This is a genomic window from Ornithinimicrobium ciconiae, assembly GCF_007197575.1.
GTDB lineage: Bacteria > Actinomycetota > Actinomycetes > Actinomycetales > Dermatophilaceae > Ornithinicoccus > Ornithinicoccus ciconiae.
This window is the reverse complement of the sequence record NZ_CP041616.1, coordinates 2,966,373-2,983,493: the sequence shown is the minus strand read 5'-3', so window position 1 is coordinate 2,983,493 and position 17,121 is coordinate 2,966,373. Positions and strand designations below refer to the sequence as shown.

Sequence of the window (17,121 nt, the reverse complement as noted above, 5' to 3'; positions counted from 1 at the left end):
AGGGGTCCGGAACCCTATTCTGCCAGGTCAGCAGCGCTGGCCTCTGGTGGGTGGACTGGCGGGTGGACGGAGCCTGCGCGGCGGTCCGCGACCAGGTGTGCCTTGACCACCAGCAGGTCCTCACTGGTCAGCTGGTCGTAGGGAGGCACCAGATCCAGCCCCTCCACCTGCCGGGCCTTGCGGGTCGTCAACTGCTGACCGGTCACCAGCCAGCCGCTCTCGCGCAGGAGCCGGCGGTAGTCACTGATCCGCAGCCGATTCTGGTAGGCGAGAGCATTGTTGGCCAGACGCCACCGGCCCGGGCTGAGCGTGAGGAAGTGGAACTCGGTGATCCGCGGGTCGAAGCCGGCGTAGTGGTCGGCGAGGTCGATGTAGTGACTCATCCTGGCGTCGCTGGTGCCGACACGGTGAAAGGCCGCGAAGATGCCGCGGAGCACCTCGGCGGGGATGTGCTCCAGCGTGTTGTTGGATACGAGGAGCTGCGCCCCGCTGGCGTCCGGGACGGCGCTCAGATCCTGCGCGTCGCCGATCCGCGCTCGCACACCCAGGGGGGCGAGGAGCTGTGCGGCACTGCGCTCCCGGTTGTCAGCGAGCAGCTCCTGCAGCACCGCGACCCGCTGCGGCGAGGCCGCCGCGAGGCGGCCACTGGTGAGCAGGTCGTGCAGCACCTGCATGCTCAGCCGCACCCGCTGCGCGTCCAGGTGCTTGGCCTTGTCGAGGGTGAGGACCGTGGCGCCGTGCAGCGCCAGGCCGAGCGGCACGAGGGGGAACCACCCGGTCCCGAGCTCGAGCACCCGGGTGTCACCCACGTCCTCGCCGGGGCGGCGGTGCAGGGCGGCGAGGTGCTGCTCCACATGGCGCCACTTGCCCAGCGCGTAGGCCTCGGTGAGGTAGGGACGGCGCAGCCGTCGCCGCAGCTGGTCATCGATGCGGTGGGCTCCGGGCAGCGCGGCCAGCCCGCCCTGCGCCATCGCCTTCAACCACCACCGGTTCAGGGATCTGCGACCTCGTGGGTCGTGGGTCACGGCGCGCGTCGGCACACGATCACGGCTCGATCGACAGCGGATCGCCCGTGCGGAGCGCCTCGAAGAGCTCAGCCGCCTTCGCCTCGTCCCACAGCACGCTCGATCCGGCGTTGGTCTGGTAGTTCGCGTCCGCGACCGGAACGGTGACCGACTGACCGTCGCCGTTGGAGATGGAGCGCATGCCGCGTGCCATCTGCACGGTCTCCCACATGGAGGTGTCCTCGCCCAGGGTCATCGCGGAGCCGGTGGCGGTGCCCACGTCGTGCAGGCGCCACGGGACCAGCACGGTGCTGGGGGTCGCCATCTCGTGGGTGAGTGCCGCCAGGAACTCGCGCTGCCGCTCCACCCGGCCGAGGTCGCCGCGCGGATCGCCATAGCGCATCCGGACGTAGTTGAGCGCCTCGGCGCCCTCGAGGACCTGGCAGCCCGCGGGCAGGTCGAGCCGGGTCTTGTCGTCCTGGACCGGCTCGTCGAGGCACATCCGCACACCGCCCACGGTGCTCACGACGTGCACGAACCCGCCGAAGCCGATCTCCAGATAGCCGTCGATCCGCAGGTCGGTGGCCTGCTCGACCGTGTCGACCAGCAGCTTCGGGCCGCCGCTGGCATAGGCGGCGTTGATCTTGTTGGCGCCGATCCCCGGGATGTCGACGTAGGAGTCCCGGGGGATGGAGACCAGGGTCGGGGTGCCCGAGTCCGGCAGGTGCAGCAGCATGATCGTGTCGGCGCGTGATCCCTCGGCGTGCCCGGTGACCAGGTCGTTGCGTTCCGCTCTGGTCAGGTCCTCGCGGCTGTCGGTGCCCACGAGCAGGAAGTTGCTCCCGGAGCCGGCGGCCGGTCGGGCGCTGTTGGTGGGGGCGGCATCGACCCGCTCGATGGAGTTCCAGATGCTGGCGACGGCCCAGATCATCGAGCCGACATAGGCCAGGACCAGCAGGAGCAGGATCGCGAGGGTGCGCCGCAGGGCATAGCGCTTGCGGGTGCGTCGTCGCGGGGGACGCCCCCCGGGGCCCGCGGGGCCCCCGGGACCTCCGGGGCGCCCCGGAGGGCGGTGTTCTGGGTGACGGTCGCGACCGGCCAGCTCACCGGCATACTCCCGCTCGACCCACTGCTCGTCGGCGAACTCATCCTCGGCGTAGCCGTAGTCAGCCGCCGTCGCGCGCCGCCCTGCGGGGAGCTCCCGCGTGCGGTCATCAAACCCGTCGTAGCCGGGCCCACCAAGGCCCGCGTGGTGCTCGGAGCCCTCGTAGCCGTCCTCGGGACCGTCTTGCCAGGAGTCCTCCGGCCGTCGACCAGCCGAGCGCCCACCCGAGCCGCGCGGTCGCGGCATCGGGCGGGTCCAGTCGTCCTCAGGATGGTGTGGCACGCCCGTCAGGGTAGGCGTTCGATCTGGGTGCATGTTGCGTCCCACGCCGGATCGGCCCGTCGAAGCCGCGTCGACCAGTGCCGCAGGTAACCTCATCGACGTGACTGATCCCCGTCCTGCCGTCTCCGTCATCATGCCGATCCTCAACGAGGAGCGGCACCTCGCCGAGGCGGTCGGGTCGGTGCTGGCGCAGGAGTATGCCGGGGAGATGGAGGTCGTGCTGGCCATCGGACCGAGCAGGGACCGCACCCAGGAGGTCGCCGAGCAGCTGGCTGCGCAAGACCCGCGCCTGACCCTGGTGGCCAACCCCTCCGGGCGCACCCCGGACGGTCTCAACGCGGCGCTGGGGGCGGCCTCGCACGAGATCATCGTGCGGATGGATGGTCACGGAGAGCTCTCCGAGGGCTATATCGACGCGGCCGTGCGGATCCTGGAGGAGACCGGCGCCGCCAATGTGGGCGGGGTGATGCTCGCCGAGGGGCAGACCCACTTCGAACGCGCCGTGGCCGCGGCGATGGGCTCCCGGCTCGGGTTGGGCGGGGCCCGCTTCCACGTCGGTGGGGCGCCGGGCGAGGCCGAGACCGTCTTCCTGGGGGCCTTTCGCCGGGACTGGCTGCGGCGTGTGGGTGGTTATGACTCCTCCTACGCGCGCGCCCAGGACTGGGAGATGAACTGGCGCATCCGGCAGGCGGGCGGGGTGGTCTGGTTCACCCCGGAGCTGACCGTCACCTACCGCCCACGCCGCGACCTGCCGGCCCTGGCCAGGCAGTACTACCGCACCGGTCAGTGGCGCCGCTTCCTGGTGCGCCAGCACCCGGAGTCGGTCAGCGCCCGATACCTGGCCCCGCCGACCGCCCTGGTGGGTGTCGTGGCCGGTGCCGTCGGTGGGCTCGTGTGGCGCCCGCTGCTGGCCCTGCCCCTGGGATATGCCGGGCTGGTCGTCGTCGGCGGGGCGGTGATCGGTGCCAAGCACGGACCCCGCGTTGCCGCGCAGGTCCCGGTGGTGCTGGCCACGATGCACCTGTCATGGGGGTCCGGTTTCTTGCGGGGGACCACCGGCGACTGACCTTGTGCAGCGACTGACGGGTGCAGCGCTGGCCCGGGTGCAGCGACTGATGGGCGGGGACCGTCGGGTCCCCGCCCGTCAGCGCAGCAGCGTGGGTGGAGCTGTGCGGGTCAGGCCAGGTCGACGATGAGCGTGGGTCCGGTCTTGTCCTGGACCTCCTCGGGCGTGACGCCCTCGGGAACCTCGCGCAGGACCAGACCCTCGTCGGTGACGTCGATCACCGCGATGTCGGTGATGATGCGCTGCACGACGGCCAGGCCGGTGATCGGCAGCGAGCACTCCTGCACGATCTTGTGGGTGCCGTCCTTGGCGACGTGGTCCATCAGGACGATGACTTTCTTGGCGCCCAGGACCAGGTCCATCGCGCCGCCCATGCCCTTGACCATCTTGCCGGGGATCATCCAGTTGGCGATGTCGCCGGCTGCGGAGACCTGCATCGCGCCCAGGATGGCGGCGTCGACCTTGCCTCCGCGGATCATGCCAAAACTGGTGGCCGAGTCGAAGATCGATGCTCCGGCACGCAGCGTGACGGTCTCCTTGCCGGCATTGATCAGGTCGGGGTCCTCGTCGCCCTCATAGGGGTAGGGGCCCACCCCGAGGATGCCGTTCTCGGACTGCAGGACCAGCTCGACGTCGTCGGGCACATAGTTGGGCACCAGGGTCGGCATGCCGATGCCGAGGTTGACGTAGTCGCCGTCGCGCAGCTCCAGGGCAGCGCGGGCAGCCATCTCCTCGCGGGTCAGTGCCATGGCTCAGGCCTCCTCAGTGTTCGCGGCCGGACGCGGCCGGGTGGTGCGCTTCTCGATGTCCTTGGCCGCGACCTGCTCAGGGGTCAGTGCCAGCACCCGCTGGACGTAGATGCCGGGCAGGTGCACGTCGTCGGGGTCGATCTCACCGGGCTCGACGAGCTCCTCGACCTGTGCGACGGCCACCCCGGCGGCCATGGCGCACAACGGGTTGAAGTTGCGGGCGGACTTGTTGAAGACCAGGTTGCCGTGACGGTCGCCCTTGGCGGCGTGCACCAGCCCGAAGTCGGCGAAGATCGAGTCCTCGAGCACGTATTCGCGGGTGTGGCCACGGACGGTGTACTCGCGCTTCTCCTTCGGCGGAGAACTCTTGATGACGTTGCCCTCGGAGTCATAGAGCCAGGGCATGCCACCCTCGGAGACGAGTGATCCCACCCCGGTGGGTGTCCAGAACGCGGGGATGCCGGCGCCGGCCGAGCGCATCCGCTCCGCCAGGGTGCCCTGCGGGGTGAGCTCGACCTCGAGCTCGCCGGACAGGTACTGCCGGGCGAACTCCTTGTTCTCCCCGACATACGAGGCGATCACCCGGCCCACGCGCTGGGCGGCGAGGAGCACGCCCAGGCCCGCGCCGTCGATGCCACAGTTGTTGGAGACGAGCTCCAGGTTTGTGGCGCCCTTGGCGAGCACGGCATCGATCAGGACGGCGGGGATCCCGGAGATCCCGAAGCCCCCCACGGTGAGGGTCATGCCGTCCTCGATGCCCTCGACGGCTTCCTCTGCGCTGCTGACAACCTTGTCCATGCGACCAGACACTACCGGTGCCCTGACGCTCGCCGGTGGGCGGGCGCCGCTACGTGCGCAGGGTCACTCCCTCGCTCGCCAGTCGCCCGTCATCATCTGCACCGGATCCGCGCACCAGGACCAGGGATGAGCCGGCGACCAGGGCGTGCAGCAGGTGCTGCAGGAGGTCGTGTGCCGAGTCGCTGGTCACCAGGACGCGGGAGCCTGGCGGCCACCGGTGGTCCGCGTCCGCAAAGGGTGCGAACAGCTCTCCGTAGGAGGTCCGGGTGCCTTCGTGGACCAGGGCGGCGTCGTCCTCCTCCGGCTCGTCCCACGGGGAGAACCCGTCGCCAAAGCTGGAGACCTCCTTGGCCTCGTCCATCACCCCGGAACGCAGGTCGCCGACATACTCGCGGGCCAGCGCCGCGAGGGTGACGGCCACGACCTCGTCCGCGTCCTCCGCGGTGGGGGAGTCCGGGGTCGTGGTGATCAGCACGTCGGCGCCCTCGTGGGGGTCCAGCGTCAGGGTGGCGCCGACGGCCCACACGGCCAGGGCCCAGTAGCAGGCGCGCCAGTGCGGGGACGGCAGGTCCAGCAGCACCACGGACCCGCGCTGCACGTCAAGCCCCTCCTGCAGCGCGTTGGCGGCCTTGGCGACCCAGTTGTCCAGCACGCGGCGCGAGATCTCGATGCGCTCGCCCTGCGTCGGTCCGGGGGTGTCGTCATAGAACGTCACGGCGGGCCGGGTGGGGTCCTCCCGGACGAGGTCGGTGAGCGCCTGGTGAGGGGTGAGCACGGGGTCACGCTAGCCGAGACCGGGCGTGCTCGTCGGATCACGCCGTGTCATTCTGGCGCTTGTGACAGTCCGGACCACCTCGATGCGACCCCTGGCGCGGATCTGGGTCCCGGGGCGGACGGTCGACATCGTGGCGACCTGGGGACCGCTGCGTCGCGGGGCGGGCGACCCGACCTGGAGGTCGGAGGAGCGGGCCCTGTGGCGTGGGGTGCGCACCCCACGTGGGCCGGTGACGCTGCGCCTGGCCGTCCGCGCCTCCGAGGGGCGGATCGCCTGCCACGCCTGGGGATCGCCCGAGGCGGCGGACTGGCTGCTGGACCGGGTGCCCCAGATGCTCGGCCAGGACGACAACATCTCGGGCTTTGTGCCGCACCATGCACCGGTCGCCGCGGCCCTGGCCCACCGTGGCGTCGGCTGGCGCGTGCCCCGGACCGGCCTGGTGCTGGAGTCCCTGGTGCCGGCGATCATCGAGCAGAAGGTCACCGGGCAGGAGGCCTTCGCCGGCTATCGGCGCCTGGTGCGCCGGTTCGGCGAGATCGCTCCTGGCCCGGGCGGTGAGTTCGGGCTTTATGTCGCCCCCGACGCCGAGCGCCTGCGCCAGGTGCCGTCCTGGGAGTGGCTGCGGATGGGCGTCAGTCCGCAGCGCGCCGACACCCTGATGCGGGTCACCCGTGTGGCCGAGCGCTTGGCGCAGGTCACTGACCTGCCACTGCCGCAGGCGCATCGGCGGCTGAGAGCCGTGCCGGGGGTGGGTGTCTGGACGGCCTCCGAGACCGCACACCGGGCGCTGGGGGATGCCGATGCGGTGAGTTTCGGGGACTATCACGTGGCGAAGAACATCGGGTGGGCGCTGACCGGTCAGGAGGTCGACGACGACGGCCTCGCCGAACTGCTCGAGCCCTACCGGGGGCACCGCTACCGGGTGCAGCGCCTGCTCCAGCTGGCCGGGGCGATGCGCCCGCGCAGGGGCCCCCGCATGGCCCCCCGCACCCACCTCCCCACCCATTTTTAGAGGGGTTTCGTAGGTGGCTCACGTCTTTTTGGAGGGGTTTCGTCGGCGGCTCGCGTCTTTGTGGAGGGGTTTGGTAGGCGGTCGGTGTGGCCTTGGTGGTCAGGCGCCGACTGGAGCAGAACCCGTCACGCGGTCGCGCGAGTGACATGCACGCCGGTGAGTCCCTCGCTGGCCAGCGCCACCTCGAGACGGGCAGCCACCCGCCCGGCCACGTAGGGGTCCTGGGCCTGCACCGTCAGCTCGCCCGAGCCGCCCGGCACCGGCGTCACCGACGCCGCGCCCTCCCCGTGCACGGCGAGGCGGATCGCGCGCTCCAGCCGATCGGCATACTCCTCCGGTGCAACATCCGGGATGCCGACCTCCTCCGCCGCGGCGGTGCCCGGCGGGACACCCAGCGCTGTGCGCACCGCCTCCACCGAGCCCAGGGCGAACCAGTCACCGGGCCCGGTGCGCACCAGGACCCGAGCCCCGGCAGCGCCGGGGTTGCTGACTGTGCCTGGGGTCAGGCCACGCACCAGCACGGCGGGAACCCCAGAGGCCTTCCCCTTCACCAGGTCAGCCGCGGCGGCGATCTCGTCGGCCACGGCGCGGGAGGTCACGGCGAGCGGACGACCGTCGGCGTCCTCGCCTCCGCGCAGGTCGTCGAGGACCCCCACGGAGCAGGCCCCGAGTGCGAAGTCGGTCTGGCCCGCCCGCCACGGGCGACCTGCGGTGTCGGTGACCACGATCCCGATCTGTGGCAGGGGGTCCGGCGCAGAGGCGGTGAGCAGGGCGGCATACAGCTCGCGGGCGGCCAGGTCGGGGTCCCGCGGCAGCAACAGCAACCGCTCATCGGGACCGGTGTTGGACGCATCGATGCCGGCACCGGCCATCACGGGGCCGGCGTCCGCCTCGACGATGCGGGTGATGCCGCCGGGCGTCCGGCGCTCGGCCACCACCCGGGTGGCGTGTTCGAGGACCACCTCGGCCCGAGCCTGGGGATCCTCGCGCAACCCCTGCGCCTTGGAGATGATCTTGCTCGAGACGGCCAGCACATCGCCGTCGACAAGCGTCAGGCGCGCGCGGTGCAGGGCCGAGCGGAGCAGGACGCCAAGGTCGTCGCCGACCCCGACCTCCGGTATGCCGTGCAGCGGGTGGATCGTGACCGTCCCGGGGGCGGGGGGTCGGGTCTGCCGGCCCGGAACCTGCAGGCTCATGCGGTGCGCGGGGCGGACAGGTCTGCGGACAGGTCCAGAGCTGCACCCGCGATGCGGGCAGCTCCCGCCACGTCCCGCATGCGCAGGTCCAGGGAGCGCACTGTCGGCCGGGTGCCGGACATGCTCCCGGCGTCCGCGTCGTCGACCAGCCACCCGTCGAGGAAGTCTGCGTAGAGGCCGGCCACGCCGGCCGCGCTGACCTCGACATCAAGGGTGGCCAGACACGCATCGGCGTGTCCGCGGACGGGCGCACCGCCGATGATGGGGCTGACTCCCACCACCGGTGCTCGGGAGCCGCGCAGGGCGTCTCGGAGTCCGGGGATGCCCAGGATGATCCCGATCGAGACGACCGGGTTGCTCGGGGGGAGCAGGATCACATCGGCGGTGCGCAGCGCGTCGAGCACCCCCGGGGCTGGCGGTGCCTGGGCGAGTCCGGCCACAGTGAACCGGCGGGCCGGCACGGCGGCCTGCATCTGGACCCACCACTGCTGGAAGTGGACCGCACGCTCGCCCTGGTCACCGTCGTCCAGGACCACGTGGGTCTCGATCGGGGTGTCGGTCGCCGGCAGCAGCCGCACGCCCTGCTCCGGCAGGCGCCACCGCTGCGCGAGACGTGTGGTGACCTCGCTGAGGGACTGACCCTGGCCCAACCACTGGCTGCGGGCAATGTGCGTGGCGAAGTCCCGGTCACCGAGCCCGAACCACTGGGGCAGGGCGCCCAGGTCGGCGAGCTCCTGCTGCACGGTGTGTGAGTCACCGACCCGGCCCCAGCCCTGCCCCTCGTCGACGACGCCGCCGAGGGTATAGAGGATGGTGTCCAGATCGGGACAGATCCGCAGCCCGAACAGGGTGATGTCATCGCCGGTGTTGCCGATGACTACGACCTCGGAGTCGGTGTCCCCGCGCACCTCGCGGAGCTCGTGCAGCAACCCTCGAACGAAGCGGGCCCCCCCGACGCCGCCTGCCAGGGCCGTGATTCTCATGCGGTGTACCTCATGGACCGATCCTCGCACCCGAGCCGGGCAGCGTCGGCACCCGTGTCCGAGACAGTGGCCCGGAGGGGGCTGAACCCTGCGTTTTCGACGTTGTGGAGACCTCGTTTGGGCCGCTCAGCGGTGCGGCTATTGGCTGTTGGGCTGGTCTTAGGAGCCCTCCACGTGCTCCGAGGCGGCCTCCTGAGGTCCTGCATCGTGCGAGGTCAGCGACGTTTAGCAGACGAGGGCTTGACGGATGGGGATGACACGCGTGTAATTCTCTTGTTGTTACTTGTGCTGGGTGAGGGTTTGGAGGAACCGTGCACGAGCTGGAGATCATGACATTTTTGACGAGCACCGACACCGAGTCGGAGGAGGCATCGTGGCAGGAGCGCGCCCTGTGTGCGCAGACTGACCCCGAGGCCTTCTTCCCCGAAAAGGGTGGCTCGACCCGCGAGGCCAAGAAGGTCTGCGTCGGGTGCGAGGTGCGCGCCGAGTGCCTGGAGTACGCCCTGGGCAACGACGAGCGCTTCGGCATCTGGGGCGGCCTGTCCGAGCGAGAACGCCGCAAGTTGAAGAAGCGCGCCGTCTAAGGCGGCCGCCCACATCGTGCCAGCCACACCCGCAAGCCGGGTGCGCGATCGTCCGCGCGTCCCGGTGGCGGACCTGACGGTCCTCCTCCTGACGCACCCCGGAGGCCCGGTCGCCCTGCAGACCCTCGACGCCCTCTCCCTGCAGGACCGGCACCCCTCCCGCGTGGTGCTGACCGGACTGGACCCCAACGACCCCGAGATCGCTGAGACCCGGGCGCACCCACTCATCGCCGACGACGGCGTCGAACTGCTGGTCCGGGAGCCCCTGCGTGACTCCGAGGGCGGTCCGGCGCCACTCTGGCAGGTCATCGAGGACGCCCGCGACGGGCTGCCTACTGAGCCCGGTCACTGGCTGTGGATCCTGCACGACGACTCCCAGCCCGAGCCGGATGCGCTCGCCCACCTCATCGAGGCAACCCGGCGCTCCAGCGGGGTCGGGATCGTCGGACCCAAGCTCGTGCGTGCGGATGATCCCAGACGTCTGGTCTCGGTCGGCCACCACCTCACCCGGGGCGGACGCGTGGTCGATGCCCATGTCGCCCGTGAGTTGGATCAGGGACAGCACGACGAGCGCGTCGACGTCATCGGGGCCCCGCTGCCGGGCCTGCTGGTCCGCAGCGACGTGCTGGCCCAGGTTGGTGGCATCGACAAGGCCTTCGGAGACGGTGCCGAGGGACTGGACCTGTCCTGGCGCAGCCACCTGGCGGGCCACCGCGTCGTGCTCGCCCCCGACGCCATCGTCCGGCAGGCGGAGAACGGCCATCCGCAGCCCACCCTGACGACTCGTCGGCGAGTCCGGCAGGTCGCTCTGGCCCGAGGATCCTGGTGGGCGAGCCCGTGGCGTGCTCTGGGCATCCTGTTCACCTCGGTGTTGGCCGGGCTGGGCCTGCTGCTGGTCAAGCGCCCGTCGCAGGCGGCCGCCGAGTTCGCCGACTCCGGCGCCGTGCTGGCACCGTGGCGCGGGGTGGGGGCACGGTGGCGTTTCCGGGGCCGCCGCCGGGTGCGCCGACGAGACCTCGCTGCGCTCTTCGCGCCAGGGTCCAGCGGCTGGCACGGCACCCAGGACACCTTCCATGGGGCGCTGACCAACCCCCGGACTCCTCCGACGACGTCAGCGCTGGAGACCGGGCCGGTCTCCGAGGAGGCCGAGTCGCTCGAGCCGGCACCGAGCAGGTTCCGGAGCGTGTGGAGCTGGCCGTTGGTGATCGCCGTGCTGGTCGGCACGGTCGTCTCCGTGGTGCGCTGGCGCGAGCTGTGGCCCGCCCTGTCCGGGAGCAGCGACGGCGTGCGCGGAGGTGAGATCTATCCGGTGACCGCGGGGGCCGCGCAGGTGTGGCACTCCTGGGCCGACCCCTGGACCGGCAGTGGTCTGGGCAGCGCCGCCGAGACCTCGCCCTGGCTGCTGCCGATGGCCGGCCTCACCTGGCTGGTCGAGCTGTTGCCCTGGGTCGACTCCAGTCAGTCACCCGCTGCGGTCACCGTGACCTGGATCCTGTTCGCCGCCATCCCGCTGTCGGTGCTCACGGGATACGTCGCTGCGCGCACCGCCCTGACGTCCCGCTGGGCACGCGCGGCCACGGGCCTGGTCTGGGCGGGCATGGCACCGCTGTCCGTCGCGGTCGATGAGGGTCGGCTCGGTCCCGTGGTCGCCCACGTCGCCATGCCGCTGCTTGTCGCAGGCGTCGTGGTCGCTGGGTCCCGCAGACAGGGCGCGCTGCGCACGTCAGCGACCTTCGCGACCGTCCTGCTCGCTGCGCTGGTCGGTCTCTTTGTCCCGGCGGTCCTGGTCCTGACCAGCATCGGGGGACTGCTCGTGGTGGCCTTCGGGCCCGGCTGGGGCCGATTGCGCGGACTCCTGCTGGCCGTCCTGCCGTGGGCCCTGACCGGACCGTGGTTGCGTGAGGTCGCCGATGATCCCCGGGTGGTGCTTTGCGGGGCCGGCAGCGGTGCCGTCGGAACGCCGGGCGCCGACGCCTGGCAGATGCTGCTGCTGCACCCAGGCGGTGGCCTGTCGCCCACCCTGTGGTGGACCGTCCCCCTCCTCCTCTTGGCACTCGCTGCAGCCATGCGCACGGGTCACCGCGGACGTCGTGCCGCAGCCCTGTTGTGTGGTGCCGTGATCGGCCTCATCGGAGCGCTGGCCGCGCCACTGCTCCAGGCCGGTGTGGTGCCGGCCGGGCACGGCGCGTCGGGTGACCCGGTGACCGCCTGGTCGGGCACCTTCTTGAGCCTGACCGCTGCGTGTGTGCTGCTGGCCGCGGCACAGGCCGTGGAGCTGCCCAAGCGCCAGGGTCGGGCCTCGTGGCAGCGCCCCGTGGGGGCCGTGCTCACCGGTGTGGTGGCCGTCGCGGGTCTGGGCACGCTGGCCTGGGCTGCTGTTTCTGGGGTCGGGCCGCAGTTGGCGGCGGCCGAGCGTGCCTATCCGGCGGTGGTGCACGCGCAGGCGGACGGGCCGGAGGCCCTGCGGATCCTGGATCTGAGCGTGACCGATGACGTGGTGACCTACCGGTTGGAGGGGCGCGAGCCCGGGCTGTGGGTCCGTGACCGTGTGGGGGAGGTCGTGCACGCTGCGGACGGCGTCGATGAGGCGGCAGCACCGGGCCGCGTCGCCCTTTCCGAGGCTGTTGTGCTCCTGACCGATGCCGGCGGCACCAGTGAGTCCGACGTCGCGCACCAGGCGCTCCTGGACCTGGCGGTGGGCTATGTCGGTCTGCGGGCGGACCCGGAGGACCCGCTGGTCGCGGCGCTGGATGCCACGACCGCGCTGTCCAGGGTCACCTCCACCGACGATGTGCTGCTCTGGCGTGTGGGTGGGGCCGGTGATGAGGATGCGCTCGTGCCACCCGCGCGGGTGCGGTTGCTCGACGGCACCGACACCCCGCTCACCGCGGTGACCGTCGAGGGTGCCCACGCCGTGCTGCGCACCACCGCGGAGGCCGGCGACGCGACCTCGGTGGTGATCTCCGAGGAGGCAGGCTGGGCCGATGTGGCGGAGGTGCGGGCCAGCGGCACGGTGCTCGAACCGGTCACGGGACAGTGGCCGCTGAGTTATCCGGTGTCGCCCGGCGCAGCGGGGCAGTTGCAGATCGAGCTCCCCCCGCGCGAGGTGACGTGGTGGATGGTCACCGCCGGACTCGCCGCCCTGGTGGCCTTCCTGGCGCTCCCCTTCGGCACACCACGACGGAGGACGCCCTGATGCCGCGCTATCCCAAGCGCCGTCGCCCGGCCACGCCGCGCGTCGACGACCTCTTCTACGGCAACCCCGACCCGGAGTCGGAGCAGCAGCCTGCCGACGTGGACGCCAGTCCGGAGAGCAGTGAGGCGGACAGGGGGGTGGATGTCGACGACCCGGCACAGTCAGGAGCCGGAGACGCCGCCGTCGATCAGAGCCCCGAGGAGGGGGCAGGCGGGGCCGCCAAGAGCCGATCACGTCGCAGGATCGGGGTGCTCGGACGGGTCACGCGTGCCGGAGCGCTCGCCGTGTCCGCCGCCGCACTGGTGTATGCCGTCGGTGCCGGTCATGTCGGCACCCTCGACCTGGCAGCAGCTCTGGATCGGGACGATCCCGTCACTGAGCACCCCGGCCAGCCGGTCGGACTGGCTCTGGTGACCGAGACCTCCCTCGGGTGCGTCGGCCCCGAGCAGGTGGGGTTGGACGATCCGAGCGTGCCCGAGCCGGACCAGACCGTGTCGGTCGCTGTCGCCAGCGCACCCCACGAGGCGCTCCCGGAGGGACTTGACCCGGCGGGAGCGGGTGAGGCGCAGGTCTCGGTGACCCCCGGAGGCGACACTGAACGTCTCGTCGCGCGCGGCGGCCTGGCCGGTGCCCAGGTCTCCGGGGACGCCTGGGCGCGCGGGAGTGCCGAAGGCGCCCTCGCGGCAGGTTTTGCGGGATCCCAGATGGGGCTCGGCACGCAGGAGCAGGCCCGGGGCCTGACGACGGCGGCCTGCCAGGTGGCGCAGGAGGAGAGCTGGCTCGTGGGCGGGGGCGGCCAGCCGGGGCGCATCGAGCGGCTCATCCTGGCCAACCCCACCGGCAACCCCGTCACCGTGCAGGTCGACGTGCTCGGAGCCGACGGGCCCGTTGACACCGCCGGGGGCCGGGGAATCGTGGTGCCCTCCGGCGAGCGTCAGGTCATCCTGCTCGATGCACTGGCGCCGGGCGAGGAACGTCCGGTGCTGCACGTGCGCACCACCGGCGGACCGATCCTCGCGGCCGTGGGGGACCGGTGGCTGGAGGGCACTCTCGACCGCGGGGTCGAGCTGACCACGCCGGCCGCACCACCAGCCAGCAGCCTGGTGATTCCGGCGGTGCCGGTGGGAGCAGGCGAGGCCGACTCAGCCGTGGTGCGCGTCGCGGTCCCCGGTGACGAGGACGCCGTCGTGCAGCTGCGTGCGCTCACTCCCGACGGGCCGGTGCGGATCAGCAATGCCGTGACGACCGTCCAGGCCGGTGCAGTGGCGGATGTGGACGTGTCGGACCTGCCGCCGGGCACCCACGCGATCGAGATCGGGGCGGACACCCCCGTCGTGGCCTCGGCACACGTGGAGCGGCGCGCAACCCTCGACGGTGTCAGCGACCTGGCGTGGGTGCCGGCGGGGCCCCTCACGAGCGCACTGGTCGGAGCGCCGTTGGCACACGCGGGCACCGACCCGCTGGAACGTGAGCTGAGCATCGCCTCGGCAGAGGGTGCCCAGGTGCAGATCCTCACCGTCGTGGGCGGCACCACCGATGTGCGGCGCCTGGACGTGCCCGCCGCCGGTTCGGCCACGGTGTCGCTCGACCCCGCCGCCGAGAGCGTCTGGGTCCGGGCGCTTGGTGGCACCGCCACCTCGGCGGTCGTCTCCACCCTGGAGGATGACGCAGGCACCCTGATCGCCGGGATGGTGCTGCCCGAGGCACCGGTCACCCGCCAGGTGCGGTCAGTGGCTCCCTGGCTGCCCTGAGTCAGGCCCTGCCTCCCTGGCCTGCCCTGAGTCGGGCCCTGCCCCCAGTACGGCGGCTCGCGCGCGGTCGGCAGCAGTGATGCTGCTCGTCAGAGCAGGTCCTCGGGGTCCAGCCCCAGCAGTCCGGCAACCTGCTCCGCCACGACCTCGTGCACGAGCGCGGCCACGTCGTCCTCCTGGGCGCGGGCCTCGACCGGGCGGCGATAGACCACGACCTTGGCGGGCAGGGATCCCTCTGCGGGGAACAATCGCCCCAACGCGATGCCTGACTCCCAGGGGGTCGGGTCGGCAGGCGGCACGTCCTCGACGGCGATCTCCACACCGGCCAGCTCCTGGTCAAGGCGCTGCTCGATGTGCTGCACCGCGTCCAGCACCAATTCGTCAAAACGGGTCGAGCGACTCACCATGACCGGCACCGGAGGCCACGCCAACGGGCCGCGTGCGCCCCGCCCGCGCCGGTCCCGACGACGCACCACCGGCTCGGGTCGCGGGCGTGAACGCATGTCCACAGCTCCTTCCGCAGGCTCAGGCCCCAGCCACCTGGCCGGAGTCTCGATTGTGCCACTGGGGGAGGTCGCGGCGTGGTTGCCCCGTGAGGGCGACCCCACGGCATACAGTCCAGGGGTGGTTATCTCTCGTCAGTGCTCCAAGACCGCGTGCGTCAGACCGGCCTACGCCACCCTGACCTACGTCTACGCCGAGCAGACCGCTGTCCTCGGACCGCTGGCCACCTATGCCGAGCCGCACTCCTACGACCTGTGCGATGACCATGCCAAGCGGCTGACAGCGCCCCGTGGCTGGGACGTTGTGCGGCTGGAGATGGGTGACGAGCCGCCGGACGACCTGGTCGCGCTGGCCGAAGCCGTCCGCGAGCACCGCGCGGTGAACGCCGGGAGCTCCGGGGAGCGTCCGCTGCACCCCGCGGAGGCGACGGTCACCGAGATCGGTCGCCGCGGGCATCTGCGCCTGCTCAAGGACCGTTAGGCTCGGCGCGTGACCTCAGCGCGCCTCCAGGACTTCATCAAGGCCTATGACGTGCGCGGACTCGTGCCGGAGCAGCTCAACCCGGCCGTGGCCAGCGCACTCGGCTCCGCCTTCGCCCAGGTCGTCGTGATCCCGGACGGTGCGACCGACATGGTGATCGGCCACGACATGCGTGCCTCGTCGCCGGAGCTCTCCCGAGCGTTCGCGGCGGGCGTCGCCGCCCACGGGGTGGACGTGACCCTGATCGGGCTGTGCTCCACCGACGGGCTCTACTACGCCAGCGGGGCCCGCGAGGTCCCCGGCGCCATGTTCACGGCGAGCCACAACCCGGCCGCCTACAACGGCATCAAGCTGTGCCGTTCGGGGGCCCGCCCGGTCGGTGTCGACAGCGGCCTGGCCGAGGTCCGGGACCTGGCTCAGTGGCTGCTGGACCGGGGTGCCGAGCATGAACTGCCGCCCTCGTCGCGGGCGGGGACCATCGAGGAGGCGGACCTGCTGGCGGACTACGCCGACTTCCTGCACTCCCTGGTCGACCTGGAGGGCGGACGCCCACTGAAGGTCGTCGTCGACGCCGGCAACGGGATGGCCGGGCACACCGTCCCGGCCGTGCTGCAGCGCTCGAGCCTGCCCCTGGAGGTCGTGCCGCTCTACTTCGAGCTGGACGGCACCTTCCCCAACCACGAGGCCAACCCGTTGGAGCCGGAGAACCTGCGTGACCTGCAGGCCGCCGTCCTGGCCCACGGGGCCGACCTGGGGCTTGCCTTCGACGGTGACGCCGACCGGTGCTTCGTCATCGACGAGCGTGGTCAACCGGTGACCCCCAGCGCCATCACCGCCCTCGTCGCCGCACGGGAGATCGCCCGCGAGGTCGCGGCTGGGGTGGCTGGCTCAGAGGTCACGGTGGTCCACAACGTCATCGTCTCCCGTGCCGTCCCCGAGACGATCGCCGACGCGGGTGGCCGGGCGGTGCGCACCCGGGTGGGCCACTCCTTCATCAAGGCCGTGATGGCCGAGCAGAACGCGGTCTTCGGTGGGGAGCACTCGGCGCACTACTACTTCCGCAACTTCTGGTTTGCCGACACCGGCATGCTTGCGGCGATGCACGTGCTCTCAGCGCTGGGGGAGCAGCCCGGCCCGCTGTCCGAGGTCGTCGCGCCCTACGAGCGTTACCCGGCCTCGGGCGAGATCAACTCGCCGGTGGCAGACGTGCCCGCCGCCACGGCGCGGGTGCGTGCCTGGGGTGAGGGCCGGGGCGCTACAGTCGACACGCTCGACGGGCTGGGTCTGAGCTGGGGGAGCGACCAGGACTTCTGGTGGCTCTCGCTGCGACCCAGCAACACCGAGCCGCTGCTGCGGCTCAACGTGGAGGCCTCGGACGAGGCGACGATGATCACAATCCGTGACGAGGTGCTGAGGATGGTGCGCGCATGAGCGACTCGATCGAACCCTGGGTGCGGGAGATCTTGCGCTGCCCGGTCGGCCGCCACGAGTTGGTGGACCGTCTCAATGGCGCCGGCGAACCCGTCCTGGAGTGTGCCGAGGACTGCGGTGGCCCCGGTCAGCGGAGGCAGTTCCCCATCACCGAAGGCATCCCCGTTCTCCTCGAGAGCGACGCCACCACCGTGACGCGCTGAGG

The 17,121-nt window shown here is 71.6% G+C and carries 16 protein-coding genes; 8 read left to right on the top strand and 8 right to left on the bottom strand.

The genetic code is table 11. The features are described 5' to 3' along the window. Positions 1-14 precede the first annotated feature (14 nt). On the bottom strand, positions 15-1,040 hold the full coding sequence (locus FNH13_RS13715) for a class I SAM-dependent methyltransferase (protein ID WP_143783929.1): 1,026 nt from the start codon (positions 1,038-1,040) through the stop codon (positions 15-17). 4 nt (positions 1,041-1,044) lie between these two features. Continuing rightward, complete coding sequence (locus FNH13_RS13710; protein WP_228266408.1) at positions 1,045-2,391, bottom strand: LCP family protein; 1,347 nt, start codon at positions 2,389-2,391, stop codon at positions 1,045-1,047. Between the two features lie 94 nt (positions 2,392-2,485). Here FNH13_RS13710 and FNH13_RS13705 point away from each other — a divergent pair, with 94 nt between their 5' ends. Next, entirely contained in the window at positions 2,486-3,457 is a 972-nt protein-coding gene (locus tag FNH13_RS13705) for a glycosyltransferase family 2 protein (protein ID WP_407669979.1), read from the top strand. 110 nt (positions 3,458-3,567) lie between these two features. On the opposite strand, the gene FNH13_RS13700 is transcribed toward FNH13_RS13705, so the two are convergent. Genes FNH13_RS13700 through FNH13_RS13690 form a run of 3 tightly spaced genes read right to left on the bottom strand, consistent with a single transcriptional unit; the run spans position 3,568 to position 5,779 of the window. Further along, complete coding sequence (locus FNH13_RS13700; protein ID WP_143783927.1) at positions 3,568-4,206, bottom strand: 3-oxoacid CoA-transferase subunit B; 639 nt, start codon at positions 4,204-4,206, stop codon at positions 3,568-3,570. A 3-nt stretch (positions 4,207-4,209) separates the two neighbouring features. Continuing rightward, the gene (locus tag FNH13_RS13695; RefSeq protein ID WP_143783926.1) at positions 4,210-5,004 is read right to left on the bottom strand and encodes a CoA transferase subunit A; all 795 of its coding nucleotides are present in this window, start codon (positions 5,002-5,004) and stop codon (positions 4,210-4,212) included. Between the two features lie 49 nt (positions 5,005-5,053). Next, the gene (locus FNH13_RS13690; protein ID WP_143783925.1) at positions 5,054-5,779 is read right to left on the bottom strand and encodes a TIGR03089 family protein; all 726 of its coding nucleotides are present in this window, start codon (positions 5,777-5,779) and stop codon (positions 5,054-5,056) included. 61 nt (positions 5,780-5,840) lie between these two features. Here FNH13_RS13690 and FNH13_RS13685 point away from each other — a divergent pair, with 61 nt between their 5' ends. Beyond that, positions 5,841-6,791, top strand: a complete 951-nt coding sequence (locus tag FNH13_RS13685) for a DNA-3-methyladenine glycosylase family protein (RefSeq protein ID WP_228266406.1) — start codon at positions 5,841-5,843, stop codon at positions 6,789-6,791. 125 nt (positions 6,792-6,916) lie between these two features. Here the strand turns inward: FNH13_RS13685 and FNH13_RS13680 are convergent, their stop codons facing one another. After that, the gene (locus tag FNH13_RS13680) at positions 6,917-7,987 is read right to left on the bottom strand and encodes a coenzyme F420-0:L-glutamate ligase (protein WP_143783924.1); all 1,071 of its coding nucleotides are present in this window, start codon (positions 7,985-7,987) and stop codon (positions 6,917-6,919) included. Beyond that, complete coding sequence (gene cofD / locus FNH13_RS13675) at positions 7,984-8,970, bottom strand: 2-phospho-L-lactate transferase (protein WP_143783923.1); 987 nt, start codon at positions 8,968-8,970, stop codon at positions 7,984-7,986. The genes FNH13_RS13680 and cofD overlap by 4 nt, the downstream gene beginning before the upstream one ends. A gap of 329 nt (positions 8,971-9,299) precedes the next feature. Between cofD and FNH13_RS13670 the strand changes: the two genes are divergently transcribed. Genes FNH13_RS13670 through FNH13_RS13660 form a run of 3 tightly spaced genes read left to right on the top strand, consistent with a single transcriptional unit; the run spans position 9,300 to position 14,501 of the window. Next, on the top strand, positions 9,300-9,554 hold the full coding sequence (locus FNH13_RS13670) for a WhiB family transcriptional regulator (RefSeq protein WP_143783922.1): 255 nt from the start codon (positions 9,300-9,302) through the stop codon (positions 9,552-9,554). A 40-nt stretch (positions 9,555-9,594) separates the two neighbouring features. Further along, on the top strand, positions 9,595-12,750 hold the full coding sequence (locus FNH13_RS13665; protein ID WP_143783921.1) for a glycosyltransferase: 3,156 nt from the start codon (positions 9,595-9,597) through the stop codon (positions 12,748-12,750). Further along, on the top strand, positions 12,750-14,501 hold the full coding sequence (locus tag FNH13_RS13660) for a DUF5719 family protein (RefSeq protein WP_143783920.1): 1,752 nt from the start codon (positions 12,750-12,752) through the stop codon (positions 14,499-14,501). The genes FNH13_RS13665 and FNH13_RS13660 overlap by 1 nt, the downstream gene beginning before the upstream one ends. Before the next feature lie 89 nt (positions 14,502-14,590). Here FNH13_RS13660 and FNH13_RS13655 read toward each other — a convergent pair whose 3' ends face one another. Beyond that, positions 14,591-15,004 carry a metallopeptidase family protein gene (locus tag FNH13_RS13655; RefSeq protein WP_143783919.1) on the bottom strand — a complete coding sequence of 138 codons (414 nt, stop codon included), beginning with the start codon at positions 15,002-15,004 and terminating at the stop codon, positions 14,591-14,593. 121 nt (positions 15,005-15,125) lie between these two features. On the opposite strand from FNH13_RS13655, the gene FNH13_RS13650 reads away from it, so the two are divergent. The 3 genes from FNH13_RS13650 to FNH13_RS13640 are packed head-to-tail and all read left to right on the top strand — an operon-like array spanning position 15,126 to position 17,119. Continuing rightward, positions 15,126-15,485 carry a DUF3499 domain-containing protein gene (locus tag FNH13_RS13650; protein ID WP_143783918.1) on the top strand — a complete coding sequence of 120 codons (360 nt, stop codon included), beginning with the start codon at positions 15,126-15,128 and terminating at the stop codon, positions 15,483-15,485. Positions 15,486-15,494: 9 nt separating this feature from the next. Then, positions 15,495-16,916 carry a phosphomannomutase/phosphoglucomutase gene (locus FNH13_RS13645; RefSeq protein ID WP_143783917.1) on the top strand — a complete coding sequence of 474 codons (1,422 nt, stop codon included), beginning with the start codon at positions 15,495-15,497 and terminating at the stop codon, positions 16,914-16,916. Next, complete coding sequence (locus FNH13_RS13640; RefSeq protein WP_143783916.1) at positions 16,913-17,119, top strand: Trm112 family protein; 207 nt, start codon at positions 16,913-16,915, stop codon at positions 17,117-17,119. The genes FNH13_RS13645 and FNH13_RS13640 overlap by 4 nt, the downstream gene beginning before the upstream one ends. Positions 17,120-17,121: the final 2 nt, after the last annotated feature.

Coding starts and splice junctions, on each gene's coding strand:
- FNH13_RS13700 (WP_143783927.1), bottom strand. CDS start 4,206: ATGGCACTGACCCGCGAGGAGATGGCTGCCCGCGCTGCCCTGGAGCTG.
- FNH13_RS13695 (WP_143783926.1), bottom strand. CDS start 5,004: ATGGACAAGGTTGTCAGCAGCGCAGAGGAAGCCGTCGAGGGCATCGAG.
- FNH13_RS13680 (WP_143783924.1), bottom strand. CDS start 7,987: ATGAGCCTGCAGGTTCCGGGCCGGCAGACCCGACCCCCCGCCCCCGGG.
- cofD (WP_143783923.1), bottom strand. CDS start 8,970: ATGAGAATCACGGCCCTGGCAGGCGGCGTCGGGGGGGCCCGCTTCGTT.
- FNH13_RS13670 (WP_143783922.1), top strand. CDS start 9,300: ATGACATTTTTGACGAGCACCGACACCGAGTCGGAGGAGGCATCGTGG.
- FNH13_RS13660 (WP_143783920.1), top strand. CDS start 12,750: ATGCCGCGCTATCCCAAGCGCCGTCGCCCGGCCACGCCGCGCGTCGAC.
- FNH13_RS13655 (WP_143783919.1), bottom strand. CDS start 15,004: ATGCGTTCACGCCCGCGACCCGAGCCGGTGGTGCGTCGTCGGGACCGG.
- FNH13_RS13640 (WP_143783916.1), top strand. CDS start 16,913: ATGAGCGACTCGATCGAACCCTGGGTGCGGGAGATCTTGCGCTGCCCG.